Genomic DNA, 12,247 nt, shown 5'->3' with positions numbered 1-12,247 from the left:
CATCTCACGATTTCCCACGTACCCGGGTGCGATCCCCGTGCAAGCCGTCCCACGTCGTGGCGGCTTCGCGAAGATCCCCTGCACCCGGCTTCACATACGACCGCCGCGTACCGGGGCCCAGTGGAGGTGGGTGCCGCTCGGCTGAAGTTCCCTGCCGCGCCCGGATTCTCGTTGCCGCCAGGCGCCGGGGGGTTCGCCGTGGTGGCGGCGGAAGGCGGCCGCGAAGGCGTAGGGCGAGCTGTAGCCGACGCTCCGGGCGATGCCCGCCATGCCGAGTTCACCCGTGCGCAGGTGGTCGCGGGCGAGGGTCATGCGCCAGTCCGTCAGGTACTGCATGGGGGTCTGGCCGAGCGCCTCGTGGAAGGTCCGTGCGAAGGCGGCCCGGGACAGGCCGCTGACCGCGGCGAGTTCGGGGACCGACCAGGGGCGGCCCGCGTCCTCGTGCATGGCCTGGAGTGCGGCGCCGAGGCGGGGGTCGGCGGAGGCGCGGTACCAGCGGGGTGCGTTCGGGCTGCGGCGGAACTCGCTGCGGATGGCGAGCACCAGGAGGACGTCGAGGAGTCGGTCGAGCACGGTGGACTGGCCAGGTTCGGGGTGGGCGAGCTCGTGGGAGAGCAGGGCGATCACGTCCCTGAGCGGATCGCCGACGACTGCCTGCAGGGTCAGGACCTGCGGCAGGGCTGTGAGCAGCCCGTTGCCGATGTCGCCGGAGAACCGGTAGGCGCCGCAGAGGAACACGGTCGCCCCGGGGGTGTCCGACTCCCCGTCGGTGGCGTGCCGGGCCCTGAACTCCTCCGGTTCGAGGCAGTCGGTGCCGGGCTCGTGGCCGATGTAGTGGTCGGTGCCGCCGCGTACGAGGGTCACCTCGCCGGGCATGAGTTCCACCGCGCGGCCCGGGTCGTCGGCGTCGAACCACAGCCATCCCCGGCCCCGGACGACGGTGTGCACGGACAGCTGGATCGTGCCGGCCAGCCGCAGCCCCCACGGGGGCTCGGCGACCGTACGGGCGAACACCGCGCCGCCGGCGCGAGCCCGCGCGAGGTGATCACGCAGTAGGTCCATGCGACCAGTATCAGCAGGGCGATCGCCGTCGGCAATGATCGGAGCGTCTGACGTAAAAGAACGAGCGATTCACACATTGATCCGCTCCCATGGTCTCTCTCACGCTTGAGCCATGACTGAATCACCGCAGACCACGCTCGTTCTCGGCGGCACCGGCCGCACCGGCTCGCTCCTGGCGAAGAGGCTCGCCGAGCGGGGGCGCGGCGTCCGTACCGCGGCCCGGCACGGCGCCGACGTGCCGTTCGACTGGGACGACCCGGCCACCCACGCCGACGCCCTGCGCGGCGTCGACAGCCTCTACCTCGTCACGCCCGTCATGCGGGTCGCGTACGCCGACCAGGCCGCGGCCTTCCTCGACCTCGCCGAGGCCGCCGGGGTACGCCATGTCACCTACCTGAGCACCTACGGCGCCGACGACGTACCGCCGCAGATCGACATCAAGGCTGTGGAAACCGACCTGGCCGCCCGGCCGTCGCTCACCCACTCCGTCGTGCGCCCGGCCTGGGTGATGCAGAACTTCGCCGACGACCACCTGCCCGTCGTCGACGGGGCGATCACGGTCCCCACCGGCAGCGGCAGGGAGGCCTTCGTGGACGCGGCCGACATCGCCGCCGTCGCGGCCGAGACGCTGCTCGCCCCCGAGGTCCACGACGGCGCCGTGTACGCGCCGACCGGCCCGCAGGCACTCTCGGTCGCCGAGGTCGCCGACATCATCACCGCCGTGACCGGACAGTCCGTCACGCACCGGGACCTCGACCCCGAGGCATGGATCGGCGGCGCCGTCGCCGCCGGAATCGTGCCCGCCGACTACGCGGTGATGCTCCGCTGGCTGACCGGCACCATCCTCACCGGCCACGGCTCCACGCCCAACGACGACATCGAGAAGGTCACCGGCCAGAAGCCGACCGCCTTCCGCGAGTTCGCGCGGCGCAACGCCCGCGCCTGGTCGGCGACGGCGGCCGTGTGACCATGCCCGACGAGAACGCCATCGAGAACGCGATCGAGAACCCTGAGGACTTCGCGGCCCTGGACCCGTTCTTCCGGATCGTCCAGGAGGGCCTCGCCGGCCTGGTCGACGGGGAGCACTTCTTCGACCTCCTGGCCGAGGACGTCGTGACCGAGTACGTGGTCTCCGTCCCCGGCTACCCGCGCCGGGTCGAGGGCCGGCGCGCCGTCGCCGACCTGTACCGCGGCTACGGCGACGCGATGGTCCTGACCGGAGCGGACGAGCTGCGGGTCCACCACGACACCGGCACGTCCGTGGTCGTCCTGGAGTACGCCGTGCACGGGCGGGCGGTCCACACCGGACGCGCCTACGACAACCACTTCGTCTCCGTGATCACCGTCAAGGACCGCCAGGTGACGCACTGGCGCGACTACCTCGACCCCGTCGCCGTCTTCCAGGCCCTCGGCCGGCCGGCAGCGCCACGCTGACGCGACGAACGACGTCCGGCCGATCCTCCTGGCGCGCCCCGCGATGCCAGGAGGCCGGTCATGTACCGACAAAAGTCGTCACCCGACCCTTGACTGGTCTGGACCAATCACGCTTTGCTGCTGGGGTCACCACTCACCCCCTACCTCCGGAGTGGCACATGAGCACAACCATGCCCGGCGCGCCCCGCAACCTCCCGCATGGCAGGTACATGACAGCCTTGCTGGCCGTCCTGGCCTGTCTCCTGAGCGCGTTCACCGTCCTCGGCGCCGCGCGCCCCGCGGCAGCGGCGGACTGCGCCGCGGCCTGGAGCTCCGGCGCGGTCTACACCGGCGGCATGACGGCCTCCTACAACGGCGACAACTGGCAGGCCAAGTGGTGGACACAGGGCGAGACGCCCGGCGTCGCCGCGGTCTGGGCCGACCAGGGAGCCTGCGGCGGCTCCGGCGGAGGAGGCACCGGCAGCAGCTGCAACTACCCCGCCTGGGTGGCCGGACAGTCCTATGCGACCGGCGCCGTCGTGAAGTACAGCCCCAATGGCCAGTACTACATCGCCACCCACGACAACCCGGGATACGACCCCACCATCAGCACCTGGTACTGGTCCCCCTACACCTGCACCGGCGGCTCCGGTGGCGGAGGCACGGGCGGCGGCACCGGCGGATTCGTGGTCAGCGAGGCCCAGTTCAACCAGATGTTCCCGAACCGGAACTCCTTCTACACCTACAGCGGCCTGGTGGCCGCGCTCAGCGCCTACCCCGGATTCGCCACCACCGGCAGCACCACCGTGCAGAAGCAGGAGGCCGCGGCGTTCCTGGCCAACGTCGACCACGAGACGGGCGGCCTCGTCTACATCAACGAGGTCGACCAGTCCGGGAACTACTGCGCGAGCGAGCCCTACGGCTGCCCCGCCGGCACCTACGCCTACTACGGACGCGGCCCGATGCAGCTCAGCTGGAACTTCAACTACAAGGCCGCCGGCGACGCCCTCGGCGTCGACCTGCTGGACAACCCCGGCCTGGTCGCCTCCGACGCGGCGATCTCCTGGAAGACCGGCCTGTGGTACTGGAACACCCAGACCGGCCCCGGCACGATGACCGGGCACAACGCCATGGTCAACGGCGCGGGCTTCGGCGAGACCATCCGCAGCATCAACGGCAGCATCGAGTGCAACGGCGGCAACACCGCCGAGATGCAGGACCGCGTCAACGACTACCTCTCCTTCACCTCCGTCCTCGGCGTCCCCGCAGGCTCCAACCTCACCTGCTGACCGCCCCCACGAGCACGCTCTGCGGGCTGTGTCCCTGCAGGTGGAAGGCGGTTGTCAGTGCCCCCGTCTACGGTTCGGTCAGTGGGTTCCGCCGGACGGACGGCGGATCCGTATGGGGAGGGGTCTGGTCTGCCATGTCCACCGGTTCTGCCGCAGTGTCGACGACCTATCTGGAGCTGTCCCAGGAGGACGGCGCCGCGCACAAGTTCTACGAGGTGACCGTCGCCGACCTGGTCGTGACCGTGCGGTACGGCCGGATCGGCGCCGGGGGACAGACGCAGACGACGACGTTCGCGACGGCGGAGAAGGCCCGGGCCGCCGCCGCGAGGAAGGTCGGCGAGAAGGTCCGCAAGGGATACGCCCCGGCCGTACAGGGACAGCGCGCACCGCGTTCGGTGACCCGGCGTCAGGTCGCCTCGGCCCCCTCCACCGCGCGCTCCACCGCGCCCGTGCTGTGGCGTTTCCGCACCGGCTCCGCCGCGTTCGGCATCCATGTCGACGACGACCGCTGCTGGGTCGGCAACCAGTCGGGCGATGTGTACACCCTGGACCACGAGGGCAGCGTGCTGGCCCGCTTCAGCCTGCCGGACGGCGTGAAGTGCCTGGTCGCCGACGATTTCTGGATCTACGCCGGCTGTGACGACGGCAAGGTGTACGACCTGTCCTCGAAGCTGCCGTTCGTGGCCTACGCCATCGCGGCGGACGTCGACATCTTCTGGCTGGACATCCACGAGGGCGTGCTGGACGTCTCCGACCGCGACGGCCGGCTCACCGTCATCGACCACGAGGACGAGCACCAGTGGGCCCGCCGCAGCCAGGGCGAGCAGGCCTGGATGGTCCGCGCCGACGAACGGGCCGTCTACCACGGCCACACCAGGGGCGTCACCGCCTACGCCCCCGACGGTGGCCGGGAGTTGTGGCACACGCCCACCAGGGGCGGGGTGCTGTTCGGCTGGCAGGAGGGCGACGTGGTGTACGCGGGCACCGCGCACAAGGCGGTCCAGCGGCTGTCGAAGGCGACCGGCTCGATCGAGGTGACGTACACCTGCGACAGCGCCGTGTACTCGTGCGCGGCCTCGCCCGGCGGGCGGTTCGTGTTCGCCGGTGACGCGGCCTCGTCCGTCTACTGCTTCGACCAGGACGGCACCCGGCTGTGGAAGCTGGGCACGGGCGGCGGTTCGGCGCTGTCGATGCAGTACCACGACGAGCGGCTCTACCTGGTGACCACCGACGGCTCGCTGGTCTGCGTGGACGCGAGCGAGGCGGCCGTCACGGCGGCCCAGCAGGGCACGGTGCCGGTGGCCCGGGACGTCAAGCTGGCCGCGGCGATGCCGGCCTACGCACCGGCCACGACCGTGGGCGCGGTGGCGACGGTCGCGCAGGCGCCCTCCGGGTCGATCGTCGTGGAGTGCGTCCAGGAGGCGGGCCGGATCCGGGTGCACGTCGTGTCCGACGGCTACGACCAGGCGCGGAACGTCCAGTTCCCGCGCGCGATACGAGAGCCCGGGGCCCGCTACGTCGTGGACTCCCTGCACACGGCGGCCGGCGGCTTCTACCGGGTGCGCGGTGACATCCGGCGACTGCTCTGACGCGTTCCGGTGAAGTGCTGTGCCGTCCGGCCGGACTCGATCGGAGTGCGGCCGGACGGCGGGTGACGGGCCGTCGGCCGATGTCAGTGCACGGTCATCCGCACCGGAACCACCGGGTACGTGTACGGCGTGTCCGTGCCGACCGCCAGCGCGGCCGTGTACGTCCCGGTCCGGTCGGCCGTCGTGACGGACGCGTCCAGCCGGACCGTGACGGTGACGTGGGCGCCCGGACGCAGCCGCAGGGTGACGGGGGCGGCCGTGAGCCAGGGCACGTCGGTGGCCGGGACGCAGTCGTCGAGGCCCGGCAGTTGTTCGACGGCCGGGGTGGCGTCGAAGACGCTGCGGGCGCCGCCGACGTGGAAGAAGCCGCACGCGCTGCCGCCCCGGTAGAGGGCGTTGGCGGAAGGCGGCAGGGCCGTCCAGGTGCGGGCGGCCGGGTCGTAGGCGTAGCCGCCGTCAGTGCGTCCGCTCATCAGGTCACTGGTGCCGCCCGAGACGAGGAACCGGCCGTCGACGGCGGTGTAGGCGGAGCCCCACAGGTCGATCGGCAGATCCGGGATCCGGGTCCAGGCGGCGGTGCCGGGGTCGTACGCGTAGGCGTGGCGCGTGCCGCCGTCCGCGGTGTAGCCGCCCGCGCAGTACAGCTGGCCGGCGACGGCGCCGCAGCCGAGCCAGGAGATGGGCTCGGGATACGGCGTCGTGGCGCTCCAGGTGTCGGCGGCCGGGTCGTAGACCTGGACCGTGGTGGTGCCGCAGCCGGCCGCGGCGCAGCCGCCGACGACGTACCACTTGCCGTCCACTGTTGCCGAGGCGGCCGCGGCATACGGTGTCGCCGCGTCGGCGGCGGTGGACCAGGTGTGGAGTTGTGGGTCGTAGACCTCGGTGCCGACGACGGGGGTGCCGGTGTCGTCCCAGCCGCCGGTGACATAGAGCTTGCCGCCGAGGAAGGCGGCCTCGGGGGCCTCGCGCGGGGTGGCCGGGCCGCCGGGGATGGCCGTCCACGCGCCGGTGACGGGGTCGTAGACGTCTCCTCCATCCAGGAGGGAGGTGCCGTCGATGCCGCCGACGGAGTAGACCCGGCCGTCCGGACCGGTGGCGACCGCGTTGTCCATGACGGCCGTCGGGTAGTCGGCGACGGCGCTCCAGCGTGCGGCTGCGGGGGTCGCCGACCGCGTGGCCGGGGCGTTCTTGGACTTGGCCGCTGTCAGCGGCAGCGGACTGTAGTCGCCGGGCACGAACTGCGCGGCGGGGTCCGCGGCCGTGGCGGCGGGGATGTCGCCGGACCGCTCGGTGAGCGTCACGGACAGCGGCGCCGAGCCGGTGTTGCGCAGGGTGAGCCGTGCGGTCGCCGTGCGTCCCCGGCGCACCGTCTCCGTGACCGACCCCGGGCCGACCGACAGCTGTCCGGCGCGCAGTACCGGGTCGAGGCGGGCGGCGTGGTCGGCCGTTACCCGTACCTTCCTGGTCGCCGGGGTGTAGTGGTCGGCGGTCGCCGTGATCCGCTGGTGGCCGGTCCGCGGGGAGAAGAGCGCGTAGGTGCCGTCGCCGGCCGTCGTCGCCGAGGCGCCTTCCGGGCCGTCGACCGGGGCTCCTGCCACCGGCGCGCCGGTGTTGCGGTCCGTCACGGTCCCGTAGAGCAGTCCGCCCCGGACCGGGTCACATCTCACGCCCCCGAAGGTGACGTCGTCGAGCTGCCAGTAGTAGGCGTTGCGCGCGGTGTAGCGGAACCGTATGCGTACGGCGGACTTCCCGGCCGCGTCCGGGAGGCTCAGTGCCTGGACGCCGGGTCCGGCGTTGGCGGTGTCCCGGTGCCAGACCGTGGACCAGGTCCGGCCGCCGTCCGTGCTGAGGTCCACGTCCGCCTTGGAGTCGTCGTCGAACTTCTTGTAGAAGGTGGCGAAGCGGACGGCAGCGGTGTCGTAGCCGGTCAGGTCGAGCACGGGCGAGACGAGCGAGGTGTTCTCGTCGTCGCCGTAGTGGTCGCTGTCGGCGACGGCGAAGCCTCCCGAGCCGCCGGTGAGGTTGTCACGCCCGCCCGGGTCGTCGAACACCCAGGTGTGTCCGGTGGCGGCGCCGGTGACGGTCCAGCCGGCCGGTGCCGTCGTGCCGTCGAAGGCCTGGGTGGGAGCGCTGAACGTCTGCCGGTAGCCGGGCGCCACGCAGGACGCGGCGTCGACCGGGACGGCGAAGTCCCGGTGCCCCGCCCCGGTCCCGGTCGTCACGTCGGCCGTCGTCACCTGGTAGCCGGTGTAGACGGGGTCGATCTGGAGGGTGAAGGCGCTGTCGGCCGGCAGCCGCAGAGTGTAGCGGCCGGTCGCCGGGTCGGTGTACGTCCGGGTCGACGGCTCGCCCGCGACCTGGACGCCCGCGGAGAGCGGCCAGCCGTGCCCGGAACCGTCCCGGACCCGCCCGGTGTAGGTGACGAGCGGCTGCTCGGTGAGCGTGAAGTCGCGGCCGACGGTGTCGCCGTCGCCCACCTCCACGCCGGCCGAGACGGCACTGCCGTAGCCGAAGCGGGCGGCGGTCACGTCGTACGTCCCCGCCGGGAGCGTCATGTCGTACGTGCCGTCGGCGGCGGTGGTCGTGGCGTTCGCGCCCGCCGTGACGCGGACGCCGGAGAGTCCGGTGCCGGTGTCCGGGTCGGTGACCCGGCCGGTCAGCTCGCCGTAGGGGCCGGTGGTGAAGGCGGTGGTGCCGTCGGGGGTGCCGAGGCCGGTCGGGCCGTCCCAGCCGTTGCGGGCGGTGCACAGATACGCGGTGTCGCAGGAGCCGTTGGTGCCGGTGGTCACGTCGTGCAGGGCGGCGGTGCGGGTGTACGGGTAGGCGTTGGGGTAGGTCCTGGCGCCCGGCTTTCCGGCGAGGGCGTAGGTGGCGGCGATGATCGGGGCGGAGGCGCTGGTGCCGCCGTACACGTTCCAGCCCGCGTCGCCGTAGGTGTTGTAGACGCTGACGCCGGTCGCGGGGTCGGCCACCGCGGACACGTCGGCGACGGCGCGGTGGGCGCAGTCGGGGTCGGTCTGGAAGGAGGGCTTGGCCTGGTAGGCGGAGCAGCCGCTGCCCGCGCCGGTCCAGGCGGACTCGCTCCAGCCCCGGGCCGTCGAGGAGTCCCGGCTCAGCGAGGTGCCGCCGACCGCCGTGACGTAGGGGAGGGAGGCCGGGTAGCTGGTGCCGTAGCCGTTGTCGCCGGTGCTGAAGGTGATGGCCACGCCCGGGTGCTTGTAGTAGGCGTCGCCGGGTTCGTCGCCGATCGCGCTCTCGCTCGCGCCCCAGCTGTTGGAGACGTAGGCGGCGCCGAGTGCGACCGCCGTGTTCTCGGCCTCGCCCAGGCTCTCGATGCTCGGCTCGTCGGCCTCGACCAGCAGGATCGAGCACTGCGGGCAGGCGGCGCTCACCATGTCGAGGTCGAGGGCGATCTCCCCGGCCCAGCCCGAGTCGGGGAGCGGGTAGTCGGTGCCGCCGCGCTGGTCCGCCTTGCGGAGGCAGCCGTTGTCGGTGGTACAGGGCGGCAGGCCGAACTGGCTGCGGTAGACGGCCAGGTCGGCCTCGGCGTTCGGGTCGTCGTAGGCGTCGACGACGGCCACGGTGGCGCCGGCTCCGGCGGTGTCGGAGGGCAGGTCGTAGGCGCTCTGGAGGTCGGCGGGGCCCAGTCCTGCCGGGGTCAGGAGGGGCTGGAGGCCCTTGGCCTGGCGTAGGTCGTCACGGGCGAGCGCGAAGCAGGACACCTGGTCGGGCCGGGTCGGCTGTGCGCACAGGGCGCGGGTGGCCGGCTCCGTGGTCGTGGTGCCGGCCGCGGCCGTCCCTGCCGACGCGGCCGTCGCCGACAGCTGGGCGCCGGAGCCGGCCGCGACGGACGGTGCTGCCGGGGTGAGCGCCAGCAGGCCGCACAGAAGGGTGGCTAACGCCGTCGGCAGCGTCCTGGTCTTCCTTCTCTTACTCGTTCTGGTCATCCCTGTTTTCACGAACCTTCCGAGAGGCAGAGGGAGCGAGGTCGACCAGGACTTTAAGACATGCACATGTCATAGCTATTTCCGTCGCTGCCCTGCGCGCGCACGCGCCGGGCAGCGGTCGCCTCAGCCCTGCGGTCGGACCAGCCGCTCGTCCGGGATCACGGCGACGCCGAGGATCTCGATCATCGCCTCGGGCTGCCAGAGGGCGGTCGTGCCGATGCCCGCCATCGCCGGATAGACCGGGCCGGCGAGCTCGCGCCAGACCTTGCCGATCTCCCTGCCGTGCGCCTGGTAGTCGGGGATGTCGGTGAGGAAGAGCGTGATGCTCACCAGGTCCTCGGGGATCCCGCCCGCCGCACGCAACGTGGTGAGCACGTTGCCGAAGGCCTGCCGGAACTGCTCGACGATGCCGCCCGGGACGATCCGCATGTGCTCGTCGAGCGCCGTCTGCCCGCCCAGATGGAGCGTGTTGCCGCTCAGGGTGCCGTGCGAGTAGCCGCTCGGCGCGGGGAGCGAGGGCGGGTTCACCGGGGTCGGAGCCATGGGGCGTACCTCCTGGGACTGGGTGGATGCAGGCAGCGTAACCCATCTATTGACGTTTTTCGACGGTCGTGAAAATCTCGCTATATCGCTGCTCCGAGGTCCCAGGGAGAACTCCGATGAAGCTCGCCACCGTGGCCCACGACGGCCGTACGTCGGCCGCCGTCCTCGACACCGGCGGCTGGCGGGCGCTGCCGGCCGACGACCTCTCCGCACTGCTGGCCACCACGGCGCCCGACCGCCTCGCGGGGCTCGCCGGGGCGGTGCTGCCCGGTGCCGTCCCCGTGCTGCCGCTGCCGTCGCCCCGCAAGGTCGTCTGCTGCGGCCTCAACTACGCCGACCACATCACCGAGATGGGCCGCGAGCTGCCGGCCCACCCCACGCTCTTCGCCAAGTACGCGGACACGCTGACCGGCCCCGAGGACGACCTGGTCCTGCCCAAGGGCCTCGACGTGGACTGGGAGGCCGAGCTCGCGGTCGTCGTGGGCGCCGAACTCGGCGGTGCGGACCGGGAGACGGCCGCGCGGGCCATAGCCGGCTACACCGTCGCCAACGACGTCAGCGTGCGGGACTGGCAGCGGCGCACCCTGCAGTGGTTCCAGGGCAAGGCCTGGGACCGGACCACCCCGCTCGGCCCCGTGGTCGTCACCCCCGACGAACTCGACCCGGTCGCGGGCGTGGAGGTGATCTGCCGGGTCAACGGCGCCGAACGCCAGCGCGGCAACACCCGCACCCTCGTGTTCGACGCGGCCGCCCTGCTGGCCTACGTATCCGCGTTCACGGTCCTGCGTCCGGGCGACATCGTCCTGACCGGCACTCCCGGCGGTGTCGGGATGGGTATGACTCCGCCGGTCTTCCTCGCCGACGGCGATCTCCTGGAGACCGAGATCCCCGGCATCGGCACCCTCCGCAACCGCTTCCGCCTCACCGACACCAGGAGCTGAGCATGGAACCCGATTTCTCCAAGTACGTCCTGGAAGGCGACAACTCGGTGTACGCCGACGCGTCCGGCCTGGTCGTCCCGGTCGTGACCCGGGCCGGCCTGGAGGCCGGCGCCACCGGCCAGTCGGCCGGCGCGACCCGGATCTCCGGCGTCTCCATCCAGCACACCCCGGCCACCAGGCTCTGGTTCGGCAAGGTCAGCAACGAGCCCGGCTACCGCTCGGTGACCCACCACCACGGCGAGGCCGAGACCGGCGGCTACGTCCTGTCGGGCCGGGCCCGGATCTACTTCGGCGAGAAGTTCGAGGACTACGTCGACATGGCGGAGGGCGACTGGGTCTTCGTCCCGCCGTTCATGCCGCACATCGAGTGCAACCTCTCCCGCTCCAAGCCGCTGACGTGGATGACCACCCGGACGCCGGAGAACATCGTCGTCAACCTGCCCGACGTCCCGGACGCCGACCTGCGCGACTGGCTGAACCGATGAACGACACCCCCGCCTCCCCCGGTACCCCCACGTCCTCCGCCGCCCCGACCTCGGCGATCCTCACCGCCGCCCTCACCCTCAAGCCGGCCCCGCCCGAGCACTTCGACCTCGCCTTCACCGCGACCACCCAGCCCTGTCCGTGGCCGAAGGCCTACGGCGGCGACATGGCCGCCCAGGCGGCGGCCGCCGCCATGCGGTCGGTCGAGGACAAGACGCTGCACTCGATGCACTCCTACTTCCTGCGGCCGGTCGACATCGGCGCCGAGGTCCGCTACGAGGTGGAGCTGCTGCGCGACGGCCGCGGCTACGCCACCCGGCAGGTCCGCGGCTTCCAGAACGGCAAGCCGGTCTACGTCTGCCTCGCCAACTTCGCGGCGGGCGAGCCGGGTTCGGCCGCCTACGCGACGCCTGCGCCCGACGGCGTGCCGGAGCCCTACGCGCTGCCCAGCTCGGCGTCGTACCTGTCCGGCAGTGGTCCGGCGGCTCCCCGGGGCACGATGACCGACGTGTCGCAGGAGTACTGGAGCGGCGGCCGCAGCTTCGACATGCGGCACGTGCCCGGGCCCGTCTACCTCACCGTCGAGGGCGAGCACGTTCCCCAACAGGCGGTGTGGGTACGGCCGTTCGACCGGCTCCGGTCCGTCGACGGGCTGACCGACGCACAGCGCGACCTGGCCGCGCTCGCCTACGTCTGCGACTACACGATCCTCGAACCCGTCCTGCGGGTGCTCGGCCTCGCCTGGGCCGACCCCGGCCTGGTCACCGCGAGCCTCGACCACGCGATGTGGTTCCACCGGCCGGGCCCGGTCGACGGCTGGCTCCTCTACGCCCAGGAGGCCGTCGCCGCCGAGTCCGGCCGCGGTCTCGCCACCGGCAGGTTCTTCACCGCCGACGGGGTCCACCTGGCCACCGTCGTCCAGGAAGGCCTGATCCGCTCCACCTCCTGAACTCCTGCCCTCTGCACGGCCCGCACCCGGT

At 72.2% G+C, this 12,247-nt stretch carries 10 protein-coding genes; 7 read left to right on the top strand and 3 right to left on the bottom strand.

The window, feature by feature from the left end; genetic code table 11:
* Window positions 1–90: 90 nt before the first annotated feature.
* Window positions 91–1,062, bottom strand: a complete 972-nt coding sequence (locus ABZ887_RS40755) for an AraC family transcriptional regulator (RefSeq protein ID WP_361301786.1) — start codon at window positions 1,060–1,062, stop codon at window positions 91–93.
* 112 nt (window positions 1,063–1,174) lie between these two features.
* Here ABZ887_RS40755 and ABZ887_RS40750 point away from each other — a divergent pair, with 112 nt between their 5' ends.
* The 4 genes from ABZ887_RS40750 to ABZ887_RS40735 all read left to right on the top strand — a co-directional run bounded on the left by ABZ887_RS40750 (window position 1,175) and on the right by ABZ887_RS40735 (window position 5,353).
* Complete coding sequence (locus ABZ887_RS40750) at window positions 1,175–2,029, top strand: NmrA family NAD(P)-binding protein (RefSeq protein WP_361301784.1); 855 nt, start codon at window positions 1,175–1,177, stop codon at window positions 2,027–2,029.
* 2 nt (window positions 2,030–2,031) lie between these two features.
* Complete coding sequence (locus tag ABZ887_RS40745) at window positions 2,032–2,496, top strand: nuclear transport factor 2 family protein (RefSeq protein WP_361301781.1); 465 nt, start codon at window positions 2,032–2,034, stop codon at window positions 2,494–2,496.
* A gap of 158 nt (window positions 2,497–2,654) precedes the next feature.
* Entirely contained in the window at window positions 2,655–3,764 is a 1,110-nt protein-coding gene (locus ABZ887_RS40740; RefSeq protein WP_361301778.1) for a glycoside hydrolase family 19 protein, read from the top strand.
* A gap of 134 nt (window positions 3,765–3,898) precedes the next feature.
* The gene (locus ABZ887_RS40735; protein WP_361301775.1) at window positions 3,899–5,353 is read left to right on the top strand and encodes a WGR domain-containing protein; all 1,455 of its coding nucleotides are present in this window, start codon (window positions 3,899–3,901) and stop codon (window positions 5,351–5,353) included.
* Window positions 5,354–5,436: 83 nt separating this feature from the next.
* Here the strand turns inward: ABZ887_RS40735 and ABZ887_RS40730 are convergent, their stop codons facing one another.
* Together ABZ887_RS40730 and ABZ887_RS40725 are read right to left on the bottom strand one after the other, a co-directional pair.
* On the bottom strand, window positions 5,437–9,300 hold the full coding sequence (locus ABZ887_RS40730) for a carboxypeptidase regulatory-like domain-containing protein (protein WP_361301772.1): 3,864 nt from the start codon (window positions 9,298–9,300) through the stop codon (window positions 5,437–5,439).
* A gap of 123 nt (window positions 9,301–9,423) precedes the next feature.
* On the bottom strand, window positions 9,424–9,843 hold the full coding sequence (locus ABZ887_RS40725) for a RidA family protein (protein WP_361301769.1): 420 nt from the start codon (window positions 9,841–9,843) through the stop codon (window positions 9,424–9,426).
* 116 nt (window positions 9,844–9,959) lie between these two features.
* On the opposite strand from ABZ887_RS40725, the gene ABZ887_RS40720 reads away from it, so the two are divergent.
* The 3 genes from ABZ887_RS40720 to ABZ887_RS40710 are packed head-to-tail and all read left to right on the top strand — an operon-like array spanning window position 9,960 to window position 12,216.
* Complete coding sequence (locus ABZ887_RS40720; RefSeq protein ID WP_361301766.1) at window positions 9,960–10,784, top strand: fumarylacetoacetate hydrolase family protein; 825 nt, start codon at window positions 9,960–9,962, stop codon at window positions 10,782–10,784.
* A gap of 2 nt (window positions 10,785–10,786) precedes the next feature.
* Complete coding sequence (locus tag ABZ887_RS40715; RefSeq protein WP_361301763.1) at window positions 10,787–11,269, top strand: cupin domain-containing protein; 483 nt, start codon at window positions 10,787–10,789, stop codon at window positions 11,267–11,269.
* Window positions 11,266–12,216, top strand: coding sequence for an acyl-CoA thioesterase domain-containing protein (locus ABZ887_RS40710; protein WP_361301760.1), 951 nt, complete (start codon window positions 11,266–11,268; stop codon window positions 12,214–12,216). Before ABZ887_RS40715 ends, ABZ887_RS40710 begins: the two co-directional genes overlap by 4 nt.
* Window positions 12,217–12,247 lie beyond the last annotated feature (31 nt).

It is taken from the genome of Streptomyces sp. NPDC047061, from assembly GCF_040643955.1.
Lineage (GTDB): Bacteria > Actinomycetota > Actinomycetes > Streptomycetales > Streptomycetaceae > Streptomyces.
This window is presented reverse-complemented; position numbering and strand designations above follow the sequence as displayed.